The 26,087-nt window shown below is 45.5% G+C and carries 24 protein-coding genes and 2 tRNA genes; 23 read left to right on the plus strand and 3 right to left on the minus strand.

Annotated elements, in window-relative coordinates:
• Positions 1–47: 47 nt before the first annotated feature.
• On the plus strand, positions 48–251 hold the full coding sequence (locus tag QTN95_RS03305) for a CPXCG motif-containing cysteine-rich protein (RefSeq protein ID WP_138970938.1): 204 nt from the start codon (positions 48–50) through the stop codon (positions 249–251).
• Between the two features lie 23 nt (positions 252–274).
• On the opposite strand, the gene QTN95_RS03310 is transcribed toward QTN95_RS03305, so the two are convergent.
• Positions 275–886 carry a riboflavin synthase subunit alpha gene (locus QTN95_RS03310; protein ID WP_331416348.1) on the minus strand — a complete coding sequence of 204 codons (612 nt, stop codon included), beginning with the start codon at positions 884–886 and terminating at the stop codon, positions 275–277.
• 142 nt (positions 887–1,028) lie between these two features.
• Between QTN95_RS03310 and QTN95_RS03315 the strand changes: the two genes are divergently transcribed.
• A complete protein-coding gene (locus tag QTN95_RS03315) occupies positions 1,029–2,399 on the plus strand; it encodes an MATE family efflux transporter (protein WP_331416318.1) in 1,371 nt (456 codons plus the stop codon).
• Between the two features lie 33 nt (positions 2,400–2,432).
• Here the strand turns inward: QTN95_RS03315 and QTN95_RS03320 are convergent, their stop codons facing one another.
• Positions 2,433–3,287 (minus strand): DNA ligase, encoded by an 855-nt coding sequence (locus QTN95_RS03320; protein WP_331416319.1) that lies wholly within the window; start codon positions 3,285–3,287, stop codon positions 2,433–2,435.
• Positions 3,288–3,597: 310 nt separating this feature from the next.
• On the opposite strand from QTN95_RS03320, the gene QTN95_RS03325 reads away from it, so the two are divergent.
• From QTN95_RS03325 to QTN95_RS03425, 21 genes are all read left to right on the plus strand, one after another.
• Positions 3,598–3,918 (plus strand): STAS domain-containing protein, encoded by a 321-nt coding sequence (locus QTN95_RS03325; RefSeq protein ID WP_138970935.1) that lies wholly within the window; start codon positions 3,598–3,600, stop codon positions 3,916–3,918.
• Positions 3,919–3,952: 34 nt separating this feature from the next.
• A complete protein-coding gene (locus tag QTN95_RS03330; RefSeq protein WP_269376434.1) occupies positions 3,953–4,792 on the plus strand; it encodes an OmpA family protein in 840 nt (279 codons plus the stop codon).
• On the plus strand, positions 4,779–6,872 hold the full coding sequence (locus tag QTN95_RS03335; protein WP_331416320.1) for an SLBB domain-containing protein: 2,094 nt from the start codon (positions 4,779–4,781) through the stop codon (positions 6,870–6,872). Before QTN95_RS03330 ends, QTN95_RS03335 begins: the two co-directional genes overlap by 14 nt.
• Positions 6,872–7,567: a chromosome partitioning protein ParA gene (locus tag QTN95_RS03340; RefSeq protein WP_331416321.1), complete on the plus strand. Its 696-nt coding sequence runs from the start codon at positions 6,872–6,874 to the stop codon at positions 7,565–7,567. Before QTN95_RS03335 ends, QTN95_RS03340 begins: the two co-directional genes overlap by 1 nt.
• Before the next feature lie 8 nt (positions 7,568–7,575).
• Positions 7,576–8,376 (plus strand): phosphate/phosphite/phosphonate ABC transporter substrate-binding protein, encoded by an 801-nt coding sequence (locus tag QTN95_RS03345; RefSeq protein ID WP_331416322.1) that lies wholly within the window; start codon positions 7,576–7,578, stop codon positions 8,374–8,376.
• An 11-nt stretch (positions 8,377–8,387) separates the two neighbouring features.
• Positions 8,388–10,700: a HAMP domain-containing hybrid sensor histidine kinase/response regulator gene (locus QTN95_RS03350; RefSeq protein ID WP_331416323.1), complete on the plus strand. Its 2,313-nt coding sequence runs from the start codon at positions 8,388–8,390 to the stop codon at positions 10,698–10,700.
• Between the two features lie 24 nt (positions 10,701–10,724).
• Complete coding sequence (locus QTN95_RS03355; protein WP_331416324.1) at positions 10,725–12,179, plus strand: sigma-54-dependent transcriptional regulator; 1,455 nt, start codon at positions 10,725–10,727, stop codon at positions 12,177–12,179.
• Positions 12,160–13,212: a glycosyltransferase family 4 protein gene (locus QTN95_RS03360; RefSeq protein WP_331416325.1), complete on the plus strand. Its 1,053-nt coding sequence runs from the start codon at positions 12,160–12,162 to the stop codon at positions 13,210–13,212. The genes QTN95_RS03355 and QTN95_RS03360 overlap by 20 nt, the downstream gene beginning before the upstream one ends.
• 130 nt (positions 13,213–13,342) lie before the next feature.
• A complete protein-coding gene (locus tag QTN95_RS03365) occupies positions 13,343–14,548 on the plus strand; it encodes a glycosyltransferase (RefSeq protein ID WP_331416326.1) in 1,206 nt (401 codons plus the stop codon).
• Positions 14,541–15,725 carry a glycosyltransferase family 4 protein gene (locus tag QTN95_RS03370; protein WP_331416327.1) on the plus strand — a complete coding sequence of 395 codons (1,185 nt, stop codon included), beginning with the start codon at positions 14,541–14,543 and terminating at the stop codon, positions 15,723–15,725. The genes QTN95_RS03365 and QTN95_RS03370 overlap by 8 nt, the downstream gene beginning before the upstream one ends.
• A 23-nt stretch (positions 15,726–15,748) precedes the next feature.
• Positions 15,749–17,176, plus strand: a complete 1,428-nt coding sequence (locus QTN95_RS03375; protein ID WP_331416328.1) for a lipopolysaccharide biosynthesis protein — start codon at positions 15,749–15,751, stop codon at positions 17,174–17,176.
• Between the two features lie 32 nt (positions 17,177–17,208).
• Positions 17,209–18,573, plus strand: coding sequence for an O-antigen ligase family protein (locus tag QTN95_RS03380; protein WP_443088847.1), 1,365 nt, complete (start codon positions 17,209–17,211; stop codon positions 18,571–18,573).
• Positions 18,574–18,646: 73 nt separating this feature from the next.
• Positions 18,647–19,378: an acyltransferase gene (locus QTN95_RS03385; protein WP_138970924.1), complete on the plus strand. Its 732-nt coding sequence runs from the start codon at positions 18,647–18,649 to the stop codon at positions 19,376–19,378.
• On the plus strand, positions 19,371–20,486 hold the full coding sequence (locus QTN95_RS03390; RefSeq protein WP_331416330.1) for a glycosyltransferase: 1,116 nt from the start codon (positions 19,371–19,373) through the stop codon (positions 20,484–20,486). The genes QTN95_RS03385 and QTN95_RS03390 overlap by 8 nt, the downstream gene beginning before the upstream one ends.
• Entirely contained in the window at positions 20,483–21,919 is a 1,437-nt protein-coding gene (locus tag QTN95_RS03395; RefSeq protein WP_331416331.1) for a GumC family protein, read from the plus strand. Before QTN95_RS03390 ends, QTN95_RS03395 begins: the two co-directional genes overlap by 4 nt.
• Before the next feature lie 133 nt (positions 21,920–22,052).
• Positions 22,053–23,147, plus strand: a complete 1,095-nt coding sequence (locus QTN95_RS03400) for a glycosyltransferase (protein WP_331416332.1) — start codon at positions 22,053–22,055, stop codon at positions 23,145–23,147.
• Positions 23,144–24,331 carry a glycosyltransferase family 2 protein gene (locus QTN95_RS03405; protein ID WP_331416333.1) on the plus strand — a complete coding sequence of 396 codons (1,188 nt, stop codon included), beginning with the start codon at positions 23,144–23,146 and terminating at the stop codon, positions 24,329–24,331. Before QTN95_RS03400 ends, QTN95_RS03405 begins: the two co-directional genes overlap by 4 nt.
• A gap of 9 nt (positions 24,332–24,340) precedes the next feature.
• Positions 24,341–24,979: a sugar transferase gene (locus tag QTN95_RS03410; protein ID WP_331416334.1), complete on the plus strand. Its 639-nt coding sequence runs from the start codon at positions 24,341–24,343 to the stop codon at positions 24,977–24,979.
• A gap of 156 nt (positions 24,980–25,135) precedes the next feature.
• Positions 25,136–25,212 (plus strand) — tRNA-Val (locus QTN95_RS03415).
• 36 nt (positions 25,213–25,248) lie between these two features.
• A tRNA-Val gene (locus QTN95_RS03420) sits at positions 25,249–25,325 on the plus strand.
• A gap of 260 nt (positions 25,326–25,585) precedes the next feature.
• Positions 25,586–25,786: a DUF2986 domain-containing protein gene (locus QTN95_RS03425; RefSeq protein ID WP_331416335.1), complete on the plus strand. Its 201-nt coding sequence runs from the start codon at positions 25,586–25,588 to the stop codon at positions 25,784–25,786.
• Positions 25,787–25,845: 59 nt separating this feature from the next.
• Here the strand turns inward: QTN95_RS03425 and QTN95_RS03430 are convergent, their stop codons facing one another.
• Complete coding sequence (locus QTN95_RS03430; RefSeq protein WP_331416336.1) at positions 25,846–26,040, minus strand: hypothetical protein; 195 nt, start codon at positions 26,038–26,040, stop codon at positions 25,846–25,848.
• Positions 26,041–26,087: the final 47 nt, after the last annotated feature.

Genomic DNA, 26,087 nt, shown 5'->3' on the forward strand with positions numbered 1-26,087 from the left:
GGAGTCAGTTAGGCGCTGTTTTCGATATAGATGTAAGGAAAAGAGTTATGCATAGCTACACAGAAAAAAGGGTTGCTTGTCCCCATTGCGGTCATACCATTAGTATTACACTTGATGCGTCGAATGGTAGCCAAGAGTTTTACGATGATTGTCCTGCTTGCTGCCATGCAATCCACCTCAACATGACGGTCAATGAGCAAATGGATACGATTGACTTGTTTGTTGATGCCGACGATGAACAAGTATTTTAAAAAAGCGCCAAACGGCGCTTTTTTTATAACGATTTACTCGCTAATACTCTTTCAACGGTATCCACAATGGCTTGTGTCTGTGGATCAAATTCAACGTTAATTTTATCACCAATCTTACGGCTTCCGAACAGAGTTCTATGCAACGTCTCTGGGATGAGATGAACGGAGAACCGCGCACCTTCGACCTCACCTATGGTCAACGAACAACCATCGAGGCCAATATAGCCTTTAGCCAACACATACTTAATCATCTCTTGAGGAATTTCGAACCATAGAGTTCGATTATTTGGTGTGTCTATCACATCAACCACTTCACCCATTAGCGAGATGTGGCCTGACATGGAGTGCCCGCCAATTTCATCACCAAACTTAGCGGCTCTCTCAATATTAACCCGATCTCCGACAGCCAGCTCTCCAAGGTTGGTCAACGCTAACGTCGCCTGCATCAAATCAAAATCAACAAGCTCTCCATCCACTTTCGTTACCGTAAGACAGCACCCATTGTGTGCCACAGATGCACCTATCTCAAGACCCTGATTCATTGACCCAGTGAATTCAACGGTATGTGTTTGAAACTTTTCTTTCTTTTCGATGGCAACAACTTTCGCCATTCCCTGAACGATTCCGGTAAACATGATTAATTCCGTCAGTTTTTCATGGTGCTTAGTGTGACATTTCTTTATCATCGCAGACAATCATTTTCTCTGTGCTTGAGTACGCAGCATTCCTTTGCCTATTCACTCAGGTTTTTCAAACAGTTTGTTGGAGTATTTTTCATTGCATCGCTATAAAACCGAAGCTAACACACTGGTAAAACTGGCTACACCTGTTCTGATTGCTTCCGTGGCTCAAACAGGGATGGGCTTTGTCGATACCGTAATGGCGGGTGGCGTCAGCGCAACAGATATGGCAGCAGTATCCATTGCTGCGAGTATTTGGCTACCGTCGATTCTATTTGGTGTTGGTCTTCTAATGGCTTTAGTCCCTGTTGTGGCACAGCTCAATGGTTCAGGTAGACAGCACAAAGTACCATTTGAAATCCATCAGGGACTTGCGATGGCACTTTTGCTGTCTATCCCGATTTCATTAGTCTTGCTGCAAACCAAAGGTATCCTCGGTCTAATGGACGTCGAGCCTCTGATGGCGAGCAAAACGATTGGTTACATGCACGCTGTTATCTTCGCCGTCCCTGCATTTTTGCTGTTCCAAGTGCTTCGAAGCTTAACCGATGGTATGTCATTGACTAAGCCAGCGATGGTGATTGGTTTTATTGGACTCCTGATCAATATTCCGCTCAACTGGATATTTGTTTATGGCAAGTTTGGCGCCCCTGCTCTTGGTGGGGTTGGCTGTGGTGTCGCTACAGCCATTGTTTATTGGATTATGTTTGCCTTATTGCTTTTCTATGTGCTGACGTCCAATCGATTGGCACACGTTCAGTTATTTGCACAGTTTCATCGTCCACAAATAAAGCCATTGGTACGTCTATTTAAACTGGGATTCCCCGTCGCCGCCGCCATGTTTTTTGAAGTGACCCTATTCGCTGTTGTCGCTCTGTTGGTGGCACCATTAGGGCCACTTGTCGTCGCAGCTCACCAAGTCGCGATTAATTTCTCATCATTAGTGTTTATGATCCCAATGAGTATTGGTGCTGCAACCAGTATCCGCGTCGGACACAGACTTGGGGAATCTAACGTTGAGGGGGCTACCATCGCATCTCGTGTTGGCCTTATCGTTGCGGTAGCAAGCTCACTGTTTACGGCACTATTCACCGTCTTGTTCAGAGAACAAGTCGCCCTGCTCTACACCGACAACCGAGCAGTGATCGAGCTTGCGTTGCAGCTATTATTGCTGGCAGCGGTTTATCAGGTGACCGATGCGGTACAAGTTGTCGCGGCTGGTGCTCTTCGTGGCTACAAGGATATGGCAGCAATATTCAACCGTACCTTTATTGCGTACTGGGTATTGGGCTTACCACTAGGCTACATACTCGCTATGACAGACTGGATTGTAGAACCAATGGGCGCTCACGGCTTCTGGATGGGCTTTATTATTGGCCTATCTTCGGCAGCGATCATGCTCGGATTACGCCTACTTTGGATGCATCGACTCGATGATGCTCATCAATTAGAACTTGCATCTAAATAACGCGACAGGCCAGTCAATTGACTGGCCTGTTTTTTATTGATCTATTGCGGCTCTAAGAAATCGAGCAAACTTAGGCACGCCATTTTGAGTGTAGCCATTGAACTGATAGGTAATGCGACTACCCAATGGTGGAGGGAAATTACGCTGCTCGTCACTGAATCCGTTTCCAATATAGAACCGTCGTCCATTGGGCAATTCGACTAACAGTGCTCCCATCATATTGGAAAACTTGCCTTTGCCTGGCTTATAACCAACAACGACCGCCTCTCCATCCTGCTGTTTCTTAAGCTTGATTAGATCTTGGCTTCGCCCTGCGTGATAGGCATGATGAATATTCCTCAACATTAAACCTTCACCTTTAAGTGCCGCTACACGCTCAAGATTGTCAAACAATGTCGCCTGACTTTCTATTGGTGTATGCTCAATCAATTGGATATGTTCTGTATCCAGCGTATTGACTAAACTCTGTAAGGCGTCATAGCGTTTCAGATAGCTCTGATCGCTATAAGGAATGTCAAATAGCATGTAGCGGATCAATGACCAAGCCACTTGTTTGGGTAATTGATCCAACACCGTTTGTTGAACAATGTGAAAGTTTCCTCTACCTGCCCACAACTCCCCTTCCAAAGGAAAATTGGGGAGAGACTTTGTAAACCACGTTGGTGCAGCGATTGGGTTTCCACGTCGAGTGCGGAGAGTGGAACCATCCCAAACCGCACGAATGCCATCGAGTTTCTCACTTTGCCAATACTGCTCTAAATCGATTTCATCACTATAGTTGCTCGCCAACACCACAGGCTCAGGTCGCATGTCTTTCTCTTTTGCGTATACAGGCGAGTTTAATATTGCGATCACGCTGATTGCGACCAACGAACATCTTAACTGCATAGCGACGGCTCCTAGCTCAATTGTTGCCTCAATTATTGCCACTATCTGGAGCGTTTCTAGGTTCAATATTACGGATTCAGAGTCATCGCTGTCTAAAAGATAGTTGTTAGTAATCACAGTTACATTTCGCTGGAAACAAACTAGTTAAACCTGATGTTTTAGCCTCACTCTTATAACTTTCAAATTGAGAAAAACGATTTCTCATATTGAGAAACTCACAAAGAAAAACGTTAAGCACATGATTATTAATGGTTATTTTTTTGGCACGTAACCTGCTCCACTCTATGCAACCAACATAGGAGTATGCGTCATGGAACTACGTAAAATTCAAGCCAGTGAAACCATAGATACACTCATCATCAACGGAAACTTAGATGCTGACGGCAGCCGTTTCGCTCAACCACACATCGATCAGATTATTGCTGAAGACTCTGGCCGCGATGTGGAGATCGACTTCAGCCACGTCCAGTTTCTCGACTCCTCTGGTGTCGGCGCTATCGTGTATCTCTACAAGCGCCTTATTGAACGCCATCGCAACATGCGCATCGAAAACGCTTCAGGGCAGCCACTGGAAATCATTAACCTGCTGCGCATCAGTCAGGCGATTCCGGTCAATTCTCAAACTCACTAAAAATAACAATAACTCACTAACAAAGGACGTTGGCATGAACTTTTCTCTCAAACACATAGCCCTAGCTGTCACTGTCAGTTCAGTGATTGGCTGTTCCAGCTACCCTGAAAGTGGTCGTGGCGGTATTGCAGAAGATTATATTCAATCGAGTTTCACTCCTGTCATGCCCGATGAGCCTCTTGGTCCAGAACACGGTTTACGCTTCGACTGGCAGTTGACCAAACTTCAGCTTGATTCACTCATTCGAGAAGGTGCACGTTGGTGTTTTCCAGCCGCTGTGGTTCAGGCACTAGAGAAACAGAATCGCATTGCTCGTGAACTGGAAGGCGGCCTTCTTCTCGATGCAGCCAATGATATCGTCATCCAACGCAAACGTCTTAATGAGTTAGAACTGCAATTGGACTACGTAACCTCTCAAGCGAAATGTGTTCCACCAATGGATGAGAACGCCTTTCAGCAACGTTTGGCCATCATCGACAAGCTCTACAGTCTACTCAATGTGGATAATCAGTTTGCATTCAACTCTACAGAGGTGAACCCTAAATATATGGGGCATTTAGCTCGCGCAGCGAACTTACTGGAAGAGCATACAAGTTTAACTCTCTCCGTCACGGGTCATTCAGATTCGGTGGGTGACGTGGCTTACAATCAAAAACTTGCGATGGGCAGAGCACAACAAGTTAAGAGATATTTGATCATTTTTGGCCTGAGTCCAGAACGTATTAAAACCCATTCCGTAGGCGATACCCTTCCTCTATATCAGGGAGAATCTGAGGGCGTTCGTCTTACTAATCGCCGAGTAAGCATTGAGGTGGTCGACAAGCAGGAACGCACTGAGTCACCGATGCAAGGAGGCTACTATGAAACAAATTAATCTTCTGTTCGTCACCTTGTTACTGTCACTTGCTACTTTGGTCAACGCGAGTGAAGAGCGTGTTGATATCGGCGACTTAATCCAAGTTAATCTGCCAGGCGAAACCTCTCTAAACAAAGGATTTCAAGTCGATAAACGTGGCCGAATCACCTTGCCTGAAGTGGGCGCCCTTTATGTTGCAGGTTATACTGAGCCTCAACTTGAGTCGGCGGTCAAACAAGCGTTGGAGAAAGTCTATCGCGATCTGTCCTCTGCGACAGTTTACATCGCCGAACAACAAATCCTCGTTTCTGTCCAAGGGTACGTAAAGTCACCCGGTGAATACACCTTACCTAAGAGCGCGGATATTCAGATGGCACTGCACGCAGCCGGTGGATTACGTGCAGGCGCTCAATTGAACGATCTATTCATAAAACGCGGCAACGAAAAAATCACCTTCAATTATAAAAACTTCCTTGATACTGGTAATTCGTCACTGCTTCCAGAGCTGGATTCACTGGACACGATTTTCGTTCCCGCCTCACCGCTCGTCGGGAATATCGAACAAGAGTTTGACGCAACCAAACTCGCAAACGCTGGCGACAGCGCTGATGGACGAACTGCGATCAAAGTGTTTGGCGAAGTCAACGCTCCAGGCTCATTCGGCTACAAAGCCAATACGGATTTGGTTGATATCATTATGCGAGCAGGTGGCGTCACTCGCTATGCTTCGGTAGAACAAATCCGAGTAATTTCGGACAACACCCCTAAACTATTCAACCTTAAATCCTATTTAGATAGTGGTGATGTTTCTCTGCTGCCTACCCTAACTCCGGGAACGACTATCTTTGTACCCAAGCAAGAAGAGGAAATTAAATCCGGTGCTAATGTTGTCTATATCATGGGGGAAGTCGCTAGTCCTGGTGCCTATGAAGGTAAAAAAAATGCCTCTTTTATGGATATTCTCGCCAATGCTGGCGGGCCAACACGCTACGCAGAATCGCGTCAGATTCGCGTCATTAAAGCCAATGGTACGGTCGTCAAATTCGACCTAACCGCTTTTACTGAAGGACTATCAGGACGCAACCCTCCGAAAATCAGTGCTGGTGACGCAATCTTTGTCCCCGAGAAAACCGACATGAACGAAAAATCTTGGCTCAAGATAGCGCCGAATCGCGCAGTACGCATCATCGGAGAAGTGGTTCGTCCCGGTCGTGTCGAATGGTCTGATGAAATGGACCTAATGGATTTACTCTCTCACGTAGGCGGCCCAACATTACGCGCTGATACCTCAAAAATCGAGGTTGTCACCAGTGACAATAAACTCCATGTGTTCGACCTCGATGCCTATATTTTGAGTGGAGCACCAAGCAGTGAATTGCCGAGCATTACAGCAGGGTCCATTATTCGTATTCATGACCTGCCTCAAGACCCATCGGATAATAAGTCACAATGGGTTCGTCAAAGTTCGGATGCGTCGATTTACGTCTTCGGTCAGGTCAACGCGCCTGGACGCTATCGCTTCACCAAAGATATGCATTTCCTCGACATTCTTTCCGCCGCCGATGGCCCAACCAAAGATGCTGACATCCATAACATCCGCTTCACCCATAGAGACAAAAGTTACTCAAAAGTGAGCAAGCTGAACCTTTCTCTTTACTTCGAAACGGGCGACGAAAGCCTATTACCTAACGTGACCATGGGCGACACCATCTACATTCCCGAGAAAGATAAAATCTGGCTGGATCGTTCGAAAGAGTCCACCGTGCGTGTCCTTGGCGCGGTAAACAAACCTGGACGTTACGTTTTCGATGACAATATGACCGTGCTCGACATACTTGCAGAAGCAGGCGGCCCGTCTGACCGAGCTTACCTTGAAAAGATTTCTATCGTAAATATGTCCTGCTGTCAGGGTCAGGCGCGAACATTTGATTTGGTGAACTTCAGTAAAACGGCCAACATATATCAACTGCCTGTCCTTCGTGCCGGTGACACCATCTATGTTCCTGACCGTAGCGAAAGCATCTTGGAAAAAGCCCGTGTTGGCTTGGAAGATATTCTGCGCTTAACCACCACCATAGTGTTAATAGGAGCGTTGTGATGATTATTCCTTCAACCCATACCGAGATTGAGCAAATCTATCTTGCAGCGGAGATGAATGGTTGCCGCTCTCTCTGTCTTACCGCCTGTCAATCAGGTGACGGCGTCACATCCATTGTATCTGCACTTGCGGAGCGTTACTTATTGGCTGGCCATAAAACATTAGTCGTTGATTTAAATACCTTTCATCCAGCATTTGAATCGATCGATTCGATGCCTCAGTTTACTGAGCAAGTTGGATTTTTGGTTGAACACAACGATACGCATCAACTGTTTACGGGGTTACCTGTCCCTAGCAGTCAATCTGCGCTTCTGGCATACAAAGACCCGACCTACCTTACTAACGCGGTATCCGAGTGGCTGCAACAATTTGATCGAGTCATTTGCGACACTTCCCCTTTGTTACACATAAATCGCGGCAATATACCCGCCCAAGTCGTCGCGGGGGCTTGTGATCAGACCGTCCTTGTTGTTATGGGTGGAAAAACGTCGTCGGGTCAGTTAGCCAAAGCGACTGAAATGCTCAATTGCGCGTCAATTTCTCTGTTGGGTTCTATTCTTAATATGAGAGACCAAGCCACTTTGGCCGAAGAAATAGTCCGCGAGTTAAACCGCTTTACCTTTATTCCACATCGTTGGCGTGAGCGTATAGCAAGCAAAATTTTGACCAACGAATTTCTGGCACAGTCAGCGTAGGAGTTAGCATGAAACGTCTAGTCGTGTTTATTTCCGCCCTAACCTTATCCGTAACCTGTCTGGCTCAAACCCTTAGTTTCGGCATCGTTCCACAGCAATCTGCCAGTCGATTGGCTGAACAGTGGACGCCGATAATGAACTACCTCAGTGAGCAAACGGGAATTGATGTGGTATTTAGTACCGCTCCAGACATTCCTACCTTCGAGCAACGTTTGGCAGAAGGGAAGTATGACATCGCGTATATGAACCCTTATCACTACACGGTTTTTAGTCAGACTCCAGGATATCGTGCGATAGCCAAAGCAAAAGACAAACTCATTCAAGGTATTATTGTCGCGAAAAAAAAAGACCCTATTGAAAGCCTCACACAGCTCAACAACTCTAAGCTCGCTTTTCCTTCTCCTGCCGCTTTTGCAGCCACCATTTTAACTCAAAGCGATCTAAATAAAGCGGGAATCAGTTATCAGGTCAACTACGTCTCCTCACACGACTCAGTCTATCTCGGTGTGGCTAAAGGCTTTTATCCCGCTGGTGGCGGTGTAATGCGAACCTTTAACTCACTGCCAGAAGTCGTCAAGTCTCAACTTAAAGTCATCTGGAGAACAGAGTCTTATACACCACATGCGATTGCCACCCACCCACGTTTAAACCAGCAACAGGTCTCTGCCTTGCAAAAAGCCTTAATGTCATTGGATTCAAGTAGCGTCGGACAAGCTCAACTACAGACACTAAGCTTAAAAGGTTTTGTTGCTGCTCAAGATGAAGATTGGAATGACGTTCGTAAGCTAAACATCACGATTTTGGATTAGTGGGGAAGCGCATGACTTTACGTTCAAAAACAATCCTTGGAATCGCCATCATAGAAATCATTGTGCTGATCGCTCTCGTCCTCAGTGCAATGAGCTTTCTTTCCAACTCAAATGAGAAGCAGCTCATACAGAGAGCCAACTCTAGCGCAACCATGTTTACTCAAGCGGCCAAAGATGCCGTTCTGTCCACAGACATCGCCACTCTGGAAAGCCTCGTCGATGAATTCATGACGTTGGAAGATGTGGCCTACGTTAGAGTGTTGCGTGATGGCAAAGAGATGGCCTGCGCTGGTGACAAAGAGATCTTACAACGTGCGATGCAAAATGATACCAGTCTTGAAAGTGTTGATGATGGAATCTTCGATTTGCGTAGCCCGATTGAGGTCAACAGCAAAGTCTACGGTTATATCGATATCGGCTTTCAAGTCGAACCTATCATGATGATGTTGAATGACGCACAGCGATCCATTGTCATCATTGCAACCATGGAAGTGGTGTTAGTTGCCCTTTTCTCTTTCGCCTTAGGCACCTATTTAACACGAGGATTGACTCGCATTGCTTCCGCGGTCAACACCATCGAGCAATCGGGTCCGGGCTTTCAACTTAATTCACAATCGAAAGATGAAATTGGTGACGTATCTCGTGCATTTGATGGAATGTCCGCCAAGCTAGAACAAGAATATAAGTTGCTTCACGCCGCCCGCGAAGGCGCAGAGCTTGCCAATGACTCGAAAAGTCGTTTCCTTGCCTCTATGTCGCATGAGATTAGAACCCCAATGAATGGTGTACTGGGTATTCTCAACATTCTCGAAGAGACCAAACTGAGTAAAGAGCAGAGAAAACTGGTTTCGACAGCGACTGAATCAGGCCACTTTTTACTGTCCGTCATTAACGATATTCTCGATTTCACACGAATGGAGTCAAATACCCTGATCCTTGAGGATCAGCCCTTTGATTTTCGCCAGTGTGTAGAGAGTGTTGTCGATTCATTCACTCCTACAGCGAAAGCACAAAATTTAGTCTTACACTGCTATATTGAAGGCCACGTACCCAGTAAGGTTCGTGGTGATATTAACCGAGTCAAACAGATTTTACTGAATCTAATTGGTAATGCGATTAAGTTTACCCATGAAGGAAGCGTCACCGTTAAAGTCGGCGCTGAGAAGGCCTCTGAAGACAAGGTAAAACTCATCTGTCAGATACAAGATACAGGGATTGGTATCAACCAAAATGCGATCGATTATCTGTTTGATGAGTTCACTATGGTTGACCAATCATACTCTCGTAGCAAAGAAGGCTCCGGACTCGGTCTGGCAATTTGCCGACGCCTTTGCAATCTAATGGATGGAGAAGTCCGTGTAGACAGCCAGCCTCACATTGGCAGTACATTCACCTTTGATATCTGCTTACCTGTCGCTGATCAGCTAATCTCGTCACCGGATACCACTGAAAGCCGCCCTACTTTGCAATACACTAATGCTCGTATTTTGGTTGCGGAAGACAACAGAGCGAACCAATTGGTCATCAGAGAGATGTTTAAGCGTATCGGCCTCACTATCGATATTGCTGAAAACGGTGTTCAAGCAGTAGAGATGGTCAAGCAATATCAGTACGACATCATCTTTATGGACATCTCTATGCCAGAGATGGACGGTATGCAGGCATGCAAAGCAATCCGCGAACTCGATGATGACATTACCTCGCAACTTCCTATTATTGCCCTTACGGCACACTCCCTAGCGGGAGACAGAGAGAAGTTTCTTGCCTCCGGTATGGATGATTACTTATCAAAACCTCTAAGAGCATCACAACTAATTGAAAAAATTAATCTATTCTTAAATGAAGAACACAATACGGAATCAGGATCTGCTCACACTTCAAACACAGAAAATAGGCAATTAGAGTCATATCGAGCTAACATTAAAACCGTTGAACCAGCAATATTAGAAGAGGTTAATTTGGAACTTGTCGATGAACAAATCCTTCAACAGATGATTGAAGATACAAGTGCAGATGTCATCCCGTTATTGATTGACCACTATCTTGAAGAGTCACATCAACGGCTGGAAAAAATATACCAAGCCATTGATCGAGAAGACTCACATACGGTTGAGTTTGAAACACACACCTTAGGCAGTTCTTCACTGGCTTTGGGCAACCGTACACTGTCTAATTTTGCGCGTAAAATTGAACATCTATGTATAGATGGACAAGGACACCAAGCCTTCAAACTTAAATCTGAGTTGCAACACCTTGCTGAACAATCACTAGCCGCACTAGAAATTCGTAAGCAGCAAGGCTTTTCACAACCGATGCAACCTTAACTGTTTATCGATAGGAAATCGCCTATGAAACCAAAAGTACTATTAATAGAAGATTCCACATCACTGGCTATTCTGTATAAGCAGTACGTTAAGGACGAAAATTACGACCTTTTCCATGTTGAAACGGGTAAAGAAGCGATCGCTTTCATAGAGCGTAATGTCCCTCATCTAGTGATACTTGATTTAAAGCTACCCGACATGGATGGCGAAGATATCTTAGACTGGATCAACGAGCAGCAGATCCCTACGTCTGTGGTGATTGCTACCGCACATGGATCCGTTGATGTGGCGGTTAGTTTGCTGCAAAAAGGCGCAAAAGACTTCTTAGAAAAACCAATTAATGCCGACCGTTTAAAGACTTCAATTGCCCTGCATTTACAGCAGGTAAAACTGGAGACACTCGTCGAAGATATTGAAGCTAAATTCGACCGTAATCGTTTTCATGGTTTCATCGGTTCAAGCCTTCCCATGCAAGGGATCTATAAGATCATCGACTCTGTCGCACCGACTTCTGCGAGTGTTTTTATTATCGGTGAGAGTGGTACAGGTAAAGAGGTATGTGCGGAAGCCATTCATCAAGAGAGCAAGCGCCGCGATAAACCCTTTGTCGCCATCAATTGTGGTGCTATCCCCAAAGATCTGATGGAAAGTGAGATATTCGGCCACGTAAAAGGTGCTTTTACAGGTGCAACAGCGGATCGTAAAGGGGCGGCATCTCAAGCCCATGGTGGAACCTTATTTCTCGATGAGCTCTGTGAGATGGAACTGGAAATGCAGAAAAAGCTTCTCCGCTTTCTGCAAACCGGAACATTCACTCCGCTCGGTGCAACCAAAGAGATGAAGGTTGATGTTCGCATTATCTGCGCAACAAACCGCGATCCTTTGCAAGAAGTCGAGCAAGGCAGATTTAGGGAAGACCTCTATTATCGCGTCCATGTGGTTCCCGTTGAAATGCCACCTTTGCGAGATCGTGGTAACGACATCATTACCTTAGCGACCCATTTTCTCAAAGTGTACGCCAAAGAAGATGGTAAGAAGTTCTCTTCAATCCATCGAGAAGCGGAATCTGCGCTGAAACGTTACAACTGGCCCGGCAATGTTCGCCAGTTGCAAAATATTATTCGCAATATTGTCGTGTTGAACGACGACAGTCATTTGAGATACGAACATCTTCCGGAGCAACTGATCAAAAACAAAAGGCAGCAGCCAAACTCACCGACTGCTGCAGTCTCTGAGCCAGTCAGACTGCGACATGATACTGACTCCATCTCTCAGTTGACGGATGCCACACCACAAGTGGCAAAGTCGGATCACAATATACGTCCTATGTGGCAGATAGAGAGAGAAGCTATCCAACAAGCGATCGATTACTGTGACGGCAATGTGCTCAATGCGGCGGTGCTGCTCGAACTTAGTCCTTCAACCGTGTACCGAAAAAAACAAGCTTGGGAGTCTGAGGATGAGCAGCAACTCGTCTGATCAAGTTTGGTTGGTGATTGATAGTCAAACCTTCGGTGGTATAGAAACGCATGTGCTTGAGCTCGCAAAAGGGCTCAAGCTCTTTAACATTCACGTTCAAGTTTGGCTTCTGCGCCGTTATCCTCATCACAACCAATTGAAACAACAATTAGAGCATGCGAACGTCAGCGTTGATTATCTTGATCGGGATAAACAGCACTTTGTGTTTCAATTACGCGACCAGATTCAAGCTCAGCGCCCCGCCGTCGTACACGCCCATGGCTATAAAGCCAGCATCATATGTAAACTGCTGCACCTCTTAACTGGTGTTGCACAGATCACTACTTATCATGCCGGCGAGACACCTAAAGGAAAAGTATGGCTTTATGACTTGATCGACAGATATAGCAGCTTTCTCTCTACCCACTCTCTCGCCGTCAGTCATGCAATCATGGCTAAGTTGCCAAGCCGGTCTGTTTGCTTCAACAACTTTATCGATAACCACCAGCTAGCCATCAGTACTGGACAACAGATTGCTTTTGTCGGGCGATTAAGTGAAGAGAAAGCGCCTGATCGATTTGTTGAAATCGCACGGCTTAATAACGAGTTAAACTTTGATGTTTATGGTTCAGGGCCGATGGAAACGGCACTCACCACCTGTGCCCCAATCAATGTTCGCTTTCACGGTCACCAGAGTGACATGTCTAGTATATGGCCAAATGTTGGCTTGTTGGTCATTTGCTCTCGGTTCGAAGGCCTTCCAATGGCGGCTCTTGAAGCTATGACGCGTGGTATACCCGTCCTTGCACTCAGTGTCGGCAACCTCGATAAGTTGATTCGTCACCAACACAATGGTTTTCTGGTCAACTCTATGGAAGAACTCAACCAGCAATTGCAAGATTTTGTCTCACTCGACTCGCAGCGCAGAAACGCACTGCAGCGCAATGCCATCGCGACCGTTGAACAGCACTTTTCACCTTCGGCTATCATCCCTCAAATGCTAGAGCTCTACTTTCCCAAACAGTTTCAAACTGATTCTCAAATTGAGAAATGAGCGCCCCTTACCTTTATCATTTCTAAAAACAACTATAAAACAATAGCTTATAAACCATCAATTTGTGGCATCCCGTTTGCGTTACATCTGCTATCGACCTTTATTCTTACGACAGCAAAAGGGATTGGCTATGGCGAAAAAAATTCTGTTTGTACACTATGGTGATGACTGGATTCGTGGCAGTGAGCAATGCTTGCTCGATTTGATTAAGTTCCTAAATCCGAATCACTTCCAGCCCTTGGTGTGGACTAACAATCGTACATTGGCAGAGCAACTCGACCAACTCAACGTCACCACAGAACTGAGTCAATTTCGGTTGTTACTGGGATGGAAAGCCCCACGTTTCAATTTGATGAGCTGGATGGCGTTGGTAGAGCACGGTTGCGAGCTCATTGATCGAGAAAAGATCGACCTTATTCATGTCAATAGTGGCGCACCTTGTCAATGGATGGTGGTTGCGGCAAGGATCAAGAATATCCCTTTGGTCACTCAACTGCACTGCCCTTACCAGATCAGAGAGCGTCTTACCCTAGGTCTTCATCTATCGCCTCATATTATTTCGGTCAGCAAGTATGTTTCACAAGCTTTGATCAATGATGGCTATCCCGTTGAATGCGTTAACGTTGTGCACAACGGTATTGACACACACGCTTTGTTAGCCCAATCCGAAGTTGATGTTCGACGTGAACTCGGTATTCCGCAACACGATTTTATTTTTGCCACTGTCGGCTCGTTAATTCACCGCAAAGGGATCGATCGAATTCTCATCGCACTTCGTCATGTAACCCTTGAATACCCCGATACACATCTAGTGGTTATCGGCGATGGTCCTCTTAAAAATAAGCTTCAAGAGCAAGCTGAATATCTACATCTTGCGATGCAGGTACACTTTGTTGGTGAGCAAAGAAACGTTGTTGGCTGGCTTAAAGGTTGTGACGCTTTTATCAGTGGTGCACGCAGTGAAGCCTTTGGGTTAGTGGTTGCAGAAGCTGGATTGGCTAAACTGCCCATTGTCGCACCATTTGAAGGCGGTATTCCTGAGTTTATCAGCCACGGTAAAACCGGAGTGCTATATCCTAACCATGGGATTGGCCCAATCGCGAGTGCAATGCGGATTTTGATTAACAATCCTAAGTTGTGCCATCGCATAGCTGCCAACGCCTATCGCCATATCATCAAAAGCCATGATTTATCGGTAACGTGTCCGCAGATTGAACAAGTTTACAACACCATTCTTGTGCAAAAAAATAATCAAGCACGCGGCCTATTCACCTCTCTTTTACCACTAAAGACCTACTTATCGAATCGCGTATCTTTAGGAGGCCAACATGGTTAAGTCTAATTTTACCTTGGTGTTTGACCCTATCCCGTTTAAAGGCGGTTCTAAAATCGCAACCAGCGATGCACTCAATATATGTCGAGTAAACGGGAATCAATTTGTTGTCTTGACCATCCAACCGGAATTTTGGCTCAACAGCGAGTTTTACGCCAAACATGATGTCATTATTACCCCTATTCGCGCTGTGTCGGCACTGATGAAAATTCATCAAGGGCCTTTATATTGGTTCAACCAACTCTATTTGCTGCTGCTCTTGTTTATGACTCTATTACGTTATCGCGGAATAACAAAAGTGGTTGGCGCATCTGGCCCGGGTATTGATATGGCGATTTATCTGCTTAGGCGTGTTGTCGTTTACGAAATCATCCAGTTCGTTCATGGTAGTGTTGGGCTTTCGCGCTCTATTGGGTACTGTTTGACTCAAGCCAATGCGGTATTTTACTTACCCTCAGCGAAAGAAAGCTTAAAAGCCGCGTTACAGAGTTACTTGCGCCACAAAACGAACATTGCGGATGCATCAGCGCTAGCGGAGTCTTATCTATGTGCTCAACATTACCAACCATTTGCCAATGGCTTACCTCAATCTAGATGGCCGACACCTTGCCAAACTCAGTTGCCAGTTTGCTTTTGGGCCGCATCGCTATTGAAATGGAAAGGTCTCGACCTCTTAGTCGACGCCATCAAACTCACCAGCCATTATAGACCGATTGCGTTAAACATCTGTTTTATCTGTCCAGTCGATACCTGTTTACCCGTATCGAACGCGCCAATAAATCTAAGCAACACTCAGTGGTTTGAAGATCCACAAAACCTAGATGAGATACGCAGTCAATCCAATATATTTATCTCAACCAGTCAAAACGAACCTTTTGGACTTTCCATCCTTGAAGCGCTTGCCGCTGGCATGTGTGTGCTTATTCCTCAAGATGGCGCTTATTGGGACCAACAGCTGATTCATAACCACGACTGCATCAAGTACCAACCAGGCGATGTCGATTCGCTGGCGAATGCTTTGCTCTACGCCGTCAGTGATCAAGAGGTTTTTCATCGTTGTCGTCAAAACGCTCGTTTATTGGCCAAGCACTATCGTGCAGAGATTCGCTATAAGAAATTTGCTCAGTATATCAATGGCGATTTGGCACTGACCATGGCGCGTGTCATTCAGAATAGCTAAACAGTGCAAATCAGGAGGTTGCTATGTCCAGCGGTCATATAAAGAACATTAGTTTGTATGCTGTGAGCTTGTTTCTGATGAAAGGTGTCTCACTGTTTACCTTGCCGTTAATGGCTCACTACTTGTCACCAAACGAACTAGGCCATCTTGAACTGTTGGGGATTACCACTGTATTTTTCAGCTTGGTTGTTGGATTGGCAATGCATGAAAATCTCTACCGATTTATTGGGCCAATCCGCCACGCTAGGTTACGCAGAATAAAAGCAGCCAAGTTATATAGCGCGTCTCTATCCCTTTCTTTTTTTCTAAGCATCGTCGTCCTGTTTTTCTACATGGTTTCTCCTTTTAAACTCGATCTATTTGACACCAATCAGCTTGGTCTTATTCTGTTGGTGCTCTGCTACGAAGCGCCACTGGCGATATGTCTCGCTTGGTTACGTCTGCATAATCAGGCGGATCTATTTTTTAAAGTGTGTACAACAACAGTCGTGATTCAGGTTGCGTTACTGGTTGCCGTGCTAACCCATTCCCCTGACGTGACAACCATTTTTGCACTCAATGTACTCTGTACTTTTGCCCAGTTTCTCTTTCTTCACTTTTACCTACGATTCCCATTTCGCTTACCTAAAACCACTCATTTACGACAATACCTCTATTACTCGATGCCGTTAATGTTGTCAGCGGTTGTCGCGTTTGGTTTAAGCGGTGCGGAAAGATGGTTAATCGCAGGTGCGACTGATCTTGAAACGTTAGGCATGTATGCTATTGCCGCCAAATTCGCCTTAGGTGTCGGAATTTTAATTCAACCTTTTCACATGTGGTGGATGCCAAAACGTTTCGAATCTATGCAAATACATGGTTCTGACTACACAGCTAAAGTCACCCAGCGTGGCGTTTTACTTCTTTGTCTTATCGCCATCAGCGTCTCTTGGCTTAGTCAGATTTTCATAGAGTTGGCTCTCCCTGCTAACTACCAGCCAGCCATTGGCTACGTCAGCCTAACCATTATCATGATGCTGTTTAAGGAGTTAGTCGAATTGTGTAATTTTGGCGTTTTGTATCGTAAAAAGACTTCGCAGTTACTCTACATTAATATTTTTGCGACGTTGGTGGCACTCGGCACATGCATTGTGACGCTTGAGCATGGGCTGTATGGAATCTTGCTATCACTGGTGATTGGTCAAGTGACTCGCTTCGTGCTGACCTTGTATCGTAGCCAAAAACTCTTCTATCTTAACTATCAGTTATCAGCATTGACGGGTTTGGTGCTTTTAACCATTAGCTTCATTGTAACCAGCCGCTACCACCAACATTTAGAAGTATCAGTACTGATGTTAGTTCTTCAGCCGCTTGCTCTGATTGCTTACGCGATTCGCAGCCAATTAGTCACGATTATCTCAATTAAAACAGTGTTTATCGCAATGCAAACTTACTTAGGTAAAACCCAATGAGCCGATACAAGCACATCAAAGCGATCATGTGGATGTCACTGCTGTGCTTCACTCTTGCAGCAATATGGATGTTTGTCCCTCACCCTGCCATTGTGATTGTGCTTTGCTTTGCTCCACTTGGCGTTCTGTTTGTGCTCAATCAGACATTTTGGCTAGTCAGCCTGTTCGTGTTGTTCTCATTTTTCCGAATTCACGAAGCGATACCAGCTCTCTATTCATTGAAGATTCCATTATTACTCTCTGTGGGCGCTTTGGCTGCTTTGATTTGGCACAGTTTGATTAGCAGACAACTGACCACCTTTTGGCACCCGAGCTTTACTTGGCTGGCCATTTTTTGGCTGCTTGTCATCATCGGTGCCGTTTTGTCATCAAATCCTGGACTTGCTATTACCTATTTCAAAAATATTTACTGGAAAATCATCATCATGACTTTGGCGATAGCATGGTTGGTTAACAGTGAAGAATCCGTTAAAAGAATCGCTACGCTGATCATTTTAGCTGGGTCGTTAATCGCTGTCGTGGCGTTATCAAATTCGATCAATGGAGTCGGTCTGGTCGAAGGGACAAGGGTGACCATCGGCCGCGAACTCGGCTCAATGTTAGGCGACCCTAATGATCTCTCTCTGGTACTGATGTTTCCGCTCGCATTCGCGATTAGCTTCGCGACCACCAAACAATTAGGCTTTTCTCGTATTCTGGGCAGCATAGGTTTGGTACTTGCTATGGCGGCAGTTATTGCAACTCAAAGTCGTGGTGGCTTGCTCGGTTCCCTCGCGGTGTTTGGTATCTTTGGTTTACGATTAGTTCGCTCGAAAACTCTGCTAATCATTATTGGTATCATCGCGATGATGATACTGTTCGCAGTCGCTGGTATATCAGATCGCCAATCAGGCGGTGCCGCAGAACAGGGTATCGATGCCTCCGCAATGGGACGTTTATATGCATGGGAGGCGGCATTTAAGATGGCATTAGATCATCCACTAACGGGTGTTGGTCTGAATAACTTTTACGCCAATTATTTTTTCTACAGTCCACACTGGGATGGGCTCAACCATGCGGTTCATAGTACTTGGTTTGGTGTTTTAGCAGAAACGGGGTTTTTAGGATTGCTGGTTTTTATCATCATGATCGTATCGCTGATAAAAACGAGCCGAGCGACCATGACGATCTTAGACTCCAGCACCGAACCCGTTTCACCCTATCTAAAGGCGACCGCTTTATCAGTGTATGCCGGTATTATTGGTACCATTGTTTCCGGAACCTTTCTCACCCAAGGCTTTACGTGGCCAATTTATATCCTAGCCGCTTTGTGTATTGCGCTATCACGAATTAGCCAAAAGCATTCTCAATTTGAGAAAACACCTTCCCAATCAGAGAATAAATATTTAAACTACTGATTTTATTAGCAATTAATTATGGCACGCTTAGTGTAATGATCCCTGCATAATTCAAATAATGTAGGGATAGATTATGTTGGCACAACGCATTAATCACTTTAAGGTGTGGCTTCAACACCACGAGAATCCGTCTTATCGCAAATTGTTTCTCATATTGAAAACAGTTCGAGCTTTCGATATTCCAACCCCACAGTGGTGGAACAGACTGTGTTACTTCTTGTATCAAACTCTAACTGGTTTCTATCTCAGCCTTGTACGCGTGATAATTCACACTCCTGCGTTCAAAGGCCGTCTCAAGCGGCATGGTAAGAGTCTCTACTTGTTTGGTGGTGTCCCTTTCATCTCTGGCCCGCTATCGATCACCATCGGCGATGATTGCCGTATTTCAGGTCAAACCACCTTCAGCGCGAGACCACAATCCAACAATCCGCAATTGCTTATCGGCAGCAATGTCGACATCGGTTGGCAAAGCACCATCGCCGTAGCTACACGCGTCGTCATTGGGGATAACGTCCGTATCGCTGGTCGAGCATTTCTGTTTGGTTATTCTGGCCATTCACTTGACCCAGAATTGCGGGCTCAAGGCCATGGTGATGAGTGCAGAGATATTGGCGATATCGTACTTGAGCACGATGTTTGGCTAGGCACCAATGTTACGGTATGCCCAAATGTCACTATTGGGCACGGCACTGTGGTTGGCACCGGTAGTGTAGTGACCAAAAGTCTCCCTCCCATGGTGGTTGCCGTAGGAAACCCAGCCAAAATTGTTCGCTACCTGAACAGTCAGGAGGTTGACCATGCGTGATTTAATTGTGTTTGGTGAAGATTTTGGTGGCCTGCCTTCGAGCACCCAACATTTAATCGTACGTTTAGCCAAACAAAGGAAGGTTCTCTGGGTCAATTCAATAGGATTGCGCCAGCCTAGGTTGACTCGACATGATTTAAAGCGAGCCATCGCCAAACTGTTGGGTAAAAGTAAAGGGGGTTTCACTGTTGGTCACACCTTACCTGACAATATAACGGTGGTTAATTTACGCACCATTCCGGCACCGCGTTCTTATTTGGCTCGTCACATGGCAAAAATGATGATCTGCATTCAACTGCTTCCCGTCATCAAGACACTTAAACTCGACAACCCCATCCTGTGGAGCTCATTGCCAACCACCGCCGATCTTTGTGGCTCTCTGGGCGAATCTGCGGTGGTTTACTACTGCGGCGATGATTTTTCCTCCTTGGCAGGCGTAGATCACCGTGTTGTCGCACAGCATGAGCTGAAGTTGGTTGAACAAGCCGATTTAATACTCGCCGCCAGCGCGAAACTGCTGACCAAGTTTCCTCAAACTAAGACTCACTATCTGCCGCATGGCGTCGATACCGCGCTGTTCAGCACACCGGCCGTTCGCGCAAAGGATCTGCCGCCAAGACGACATCGAATCGCAGGCTTCTATGGCAGTATATCTAACTGGCTCGACTATCAACTGTTAGAACGAGTTTTTCGAGACAATCCCGACTGGCAGTTTGTGTTTATCGGTCCTCTCGAGCTCGACTACAACCCGCTACCTAAGCTTGATAATGTTCATTACCTCGGGCCTCGCCCACATCACCTCCTGCCCAGCTATAGCCAGCACTGGGACGTGAGCCTGTTGCCTTTTGTCGCTAATCAACAGATCAAATCCTGTAGCCCGTTGAAACTTCTCGAGTATCTAGCAGCAGGTAGCCGTGTGATCAGCACTTCGTTCCCTGCCCTGGTACCATATCAACAGCATGTTGACGTAATCACAAACTCGGAACAGTTTTCACTCGCACTTAAACGTGTTGCGATTCAGCAGCCACGTCTCGATGTTGTGAATATCAGCAACGAAAGTTGGGATGCTCGCACCAACAAACTTAACGCTATGTTGGAGGCTCTATGAACGACCTGAAACTTCGTCTCATCGTTATTCTCAATGGCGCGTGGCGACAAAGATATGTCATCGTCGTTCCTATGCTGATATTGCCATTTATCGGTTATTTGGTTGGCAAAATGGCTCCGACCAATTACGTTTCACATACCTCTATGCTGATACAAGAAACCGCAAAAATGAACCCTTTCTTAGAGGACATTGCTGTCTCTACCATGCTTAAAGAACGTCTGAATGCATTGAGTACTCTGTTGAAAAGTCGCCATGTTCTAACTGCGGTGGCCAACGAGCATGGATTGATCACCGATTCGATGTCAGATGCCCAAAAAGATCATGTCATCAACAAACTATCGAATAGTCTAACGGTCAGCCAGCCAGGTAAGGATTTCTTACAAATATCTCTCACAGCGCCTTCACCGTCTGGTATGAAAGAGATGCTTGAATCAATCAGTGAGCATTTTATCGAACAGTTACTTGCGCCTGAGCGTTCATCAATTAAAGACTCGTCTGAATTCCTAGCAATACACATTGAAAAGCGTCGTGTGGAATTGGATCAAGCTGAGAATGAACTCGCAGACTTTAGAAACCGTTTTGCCTCCGTAACACCTGAAATGCAGACGCAATCGCTCGCTCGCTTAGCGGCACTAAAGCAAAGCTATGCGGAAAAAAGTGCAGAGCTTGCTGGTGTCGAACGCAGTTTAGGTTCGCTCGATCAACAGCTGTCAAAAACCAATCCTGTGGTAGGTAAAATCGAAGATCAAATCATTGAAATCCGCAGTGAACTGACGTTGTTAAAAGCCAAATACACGGAAAGCCACAGCGCGGTGCAAGGTAAAGAGCGCGAGCTGCGCCGTCTTGAGAATGAAAGAACAATTTTACTGAAAATGGAGCAGCCAAACATCAGTAGTGATCAACTATGGGATATTGCCAGCAGTAGCCAATTGAGAGAACTGGGTGAGATTCAGCCTCTACTCGTCACCCAACTCCACAGTCTACAACTGGTGAGAGGACGTTATGAGTCTCTCAAAGAAGAAACAAAAAGCCTCAACAACATGATTGTTCAACTAGAACAAGAAGCGAATAAGTTTGGTGACAACGCAAAAACTATGCACCGTTTAGTTCGCAACGCGGAAATCAAACGTCAGCTTTATGATGAACTGCTTCAACGCTACGAAATGGCTCAATTGACAGGGTCACTCGGTGTTTTTGAGCAAAACAAAAGGGTTAAAATCATCGACCTTCCTTATACACCCAGTCGCCCCGCTAACTTACCGATCATCATTTTTGTCATTGCAGGTTTTGTCGCAGGAACAGCACTCGGATCCGGTGTCGCGACATTAATCGAACTTTTCGATTCGTCGGTGCGCCGTAAATCAGAGATAGAGTCAATTACTAAAGCACCTTTGCTGACTCAACTTCCCAAAATCAAACCTTACCACTCATAGTGAAATGTAATTTGATTTTCACTATGAAAATCATCCAACAAAAGAAACTAAATATCTGATAAATAACAATTAAATAGTTGGCACATCCTATGCTAACTACTAGTAAGGTAATTAAATCATGTCAGGAGATAGCATGAATAACCATACCCAAAACGTCATTCATGTCGTTCAACATCTTGCCCCTGGAGGGCTCGAATCACTGGCACTCAACATGATGACGTTTTCCAACCCTGAGCACCATGTATTGATTGTTAGCCTAGAAGGTTCAAAGGAAGAGGCGATTTCTCACTGGCCTCGGTTAGGAGAAGTCGAAGATCACCTCGTGTTTCTTGATAAACCGGCAGGGTTCAGTTTTACGACATTACATCGTCTATATAAGCTATTTCGCACATTAAAACCGACCACTGTACACACTCACCATATTGGGCCAATCATTTACGGAGCGATTGCAGCACGTCTTGCTAACGTCAAAGCCCGCATCCACACCGAACACGATGCTTGGCACTTATCCAACCCAAAGCACTGTTCATTACAAAAATTGGCTCTCGCTATCGCCAAACCCTCTGTCGTCGCCGATGCGAAATTGGTGAGAGATCAATTACTTGAACGACTTAACTATCACGACGTATCTGTGATCAATAACGGCATTGATTGTCAGCGTTTTAAACCAGGATCAAAGCACCTCGCCCGTCAGGCACTAGGCCTTCCCCTTTCTTCGACCATCATTGGCAGTGCTGGACGCCTCGAACATGTTAAGGGTCACGACATACTGCTTGATGCCATGGTGTTGCTGCCCAATAACCTATATCTGGTGATTGCCGGAGCGGGTTCGCAAAAAGAGGCACTTGAACAACAAGCAGAGAGGCTCGGGATTAGCCAACGTGTAATTTTACTCGGCCTCGTCGACGACATGTGTCGCTTTTACCAATCTTTAGATCTGTTCTGCCTTCCATCTAGGAGTGAAGGCTACCCTCTTTCCACGCTTGAAGCACAAGCATGCGGCATTGTTACCGTTGCCTCCGATGTGGGTGCTTGCAGCGAAACCCTTTGTCCTATAACAGGTTCAGCGGTCGAAAGTAATAGCCCAAATGCACTGGCAGAGGCTCTATTAAATAACTTATTGGACAGACATCGTACGTACTCGCCAAGGGAGTTTGTTCTTAATAACAATGATATACGCCAAATGGTCAAAGCCTATGAGCAACTAGCTGTGGAGAAAAGCGCATGATGGAACTTCTATTGAGCACTCTGTTTTTCATCTCGAGTAGTTTGATTATCTATCACCATGTTGGATATCCAGTATTACTCTCATGGTATTCAAAACATCATCCGCTCAAGGCGATTAAACACGCTTCCCGAGGCTATAGACCAGTGACGAGTGACCAAGATTGTGCGTCGATCACTATTCTCGTGCCAGCCTATAACGAAGAACAGTGGATTGCAGATAAGATTCGCAATCTATCGTCACTCGATTATCCTAAAAGTCGTTACAACGTGATTATTGCTTGCGATGGTTGCACAGACAACACCGCCTTAATTGCTGAGCAGACTATTCAAGAAGCTATCTGCGCTGATACGCACTTTGAAATTCGTGTGTTTAACGAAAATCGCGGTAAAGTGTCCGTCATCAATCAACAGATGTCGACGATATCTACTGATATTACTGCGCTTAGCGACGTATCCGCCCTAATCTCTATTGATGCGTTGTGGTTAGCTAATCGTCATTTTCATGATTGCCAAGTTGGTGTTGTTAACGGTCACTACCAACTATTTAACCATCACAATGAAGGCGAGAATCGCTACTGGCAGTACCAAAGTAAAGTCAAAATGCATGAGGCCTCCCTAGGGTCTACGCTCGGTGCGCACGGCGCGTTTTATCTATTCCGTACCCATCTGTTTAAAAGCATGGGTACGGACACGATCAACGACGACTTCATCATTCCTATGGAGATTGTTCGCCAAGGTTACTTAGCCAAATATGAGCCCAGAATGGTGGCGTTGGAAATGGAAGCAACCAACCAACAAAATGACTACCACCGCCGATTAAGAATCTCCGCGGGTAACATGCAACAAGCGATACTATTGGCCGATATGTTTATGCCTCGCTACCGTGGTGTCGCTTTTGCCTTTGCATCGGGAAAAGGCTTACGCCTGCTCACCCCTTACCTGCTGATTCTTTGCCTAATTTCGTCAATAGTATTGATGGACAACCCTCTATTTATGGCAGCGTTAACGGGGCAAATCGCCCTCTATTCTCTGGCGTTGCTCAGTTACTTCTTGCCCTGCATATTCAGCCACAGAGTCTGCAAGTTGGTGCTCTATATTGTCGCAGGACACTGTGCAAACCTCATTGGTGGCTTACGTTACCTACTCGGTCTTGAATCAGGAAAATGGTCTCGTGTAGACCAATAAGGATATATTATGAGCAATGTATCAACACACATGTCAATCTGGTTAGCTAAACGCCTTTTTGATCTATTTGGTGCGATCTTTGGTTTACTCCTTTTATCGCCTTTTATCCCCTTCATTGCAGTGGCAATAAAAGTCAGTTCACCGGGCCCCGTTTTCTACAAACAACTTCGTGTTGGTAAATCGACTCCTGAAAAAATGGTCTTCTTTGAAATCATTAAGTTTCGCACCATGTATCAGGACGCAGAGCAACGAACTGGGGCTGTTTGGGCAACCGAAAACGACCCAAGAATTACGCCTGTTGGTCGTTTTCTGCGTAAAACGCGCCTAGATGAAATCCCCCAGCTGTTTAACGTGGTAGTCGGAGATATGTCTTTGATAGGCCCAAGACCGGAACGTCCAAGTTTTTACAACAAGCTGGAAGCAGCCATTCCCTATTTCGCTGACCGAACCTATGGCGTGATGCCAGGTATTACCGGACTGGCTCAGGTTAACCAAGGTTATGACACTTGTATTGATGATGTGCGTAGGAAAGTCGGCTACGACCACAGTTACGCGTTGTCACTCTGTTCGATGAAATCTTGGTTAGCAATGGACATGAGTATCATCACAAAAACCATCATTGTTATGTTTGATGGCCGAGGACGATAGTCGTTGCATGTGTGTGATTTAATGCACATTTTCGTATCTGATGCGGATAAAACTACGACAATTCGCTTAGATATAGAGCAAACGAGCTAAAATCGATAAAAATGCTCTTGCACGATCGAATAACTCTCGGTAACATCCGTCTCGTTCTTAAGGAATGGGTCCGTAGCTCAGTTGGTTAGAGTACTACCTTGACATGGTAGGGGTCGGCGATTCGAGTTCGCCCGGACCCACCATTCCTTTATGCATAGAAATGCAAAAGAACATAATTTGGATCCGTAGCTCAGTTGGTTAGAGTACCGCCTTGACATGGCGGGGGTCGGCGATTCGAGTTCGCCCGGATCCACCAAATTTAGTTCTTAGGAACAAAACGCAAAGCCCGCTTAATGCGGGCTTTGTTGTATTTCACGTTTCTACTTTATCTTGAATCAAAATTATTTGTCATTTTGACTTTCATTTAGCTACCCATTTGGGGTCGGTTCCAAAACTCACACCACTGAAAGTTCTCCTAGTGGAACCGCGCTAGAGCACAAATAGCCAAACTGATATTGGTGATTTGTGTTCAGATTTTTGATAGGATCGGCGCCTTATTCAGGACCGAGCGATACCATGAACCGTAAAAAGAAGATCAATAGCATCTTAAAAGCTAAGCAAAAGAAGATAAACGCTAAGCTACATAAGAGTAATAAACCTCGCTACATCTCAAAAGCCGAGCGCGCTAAGCTAGAAGCAGAAGAGGCAAACCTCAACAATGAAGAGGCGTTGGTCGAGCAAGAATCAGCGGCAAGCGAACAACACGCTCAACACTAATTTCCAAATAGAAAAGCCAGTCGGGTTTACCCAACTGGCTTTTTTGTTCTTCCCTTTGGTCACTGACCTGCTTCATAGCCACCATCAAACGAAACCAACTTGATTTCCAGTTGAGCTCCGAAGTAGCGAAGTGCTAGCTTGGGGTCTTGGTTGTCAGTGACTTTATTTCCTAGCGCTTCCAACAGCTCAGCCATAAAATCTTTAACTGGTTGTTCCGCATCAGCCAAATGCTGTTCTAGAGTATGATTATTCATTAGATTCCTAGCCATAACGTTATCAATCAATCGTTTATAGTTAAGTC

Origin of the sequence: Vibrio sp. M260112 (assembly GCF_036533775.1) — a bacterium.
Taxonomy (GTDB): Bacteria; Pseudomonadota; Gammaproteobacteria; order Enterobacterales; family Vibrionaceae; genus Vibrio.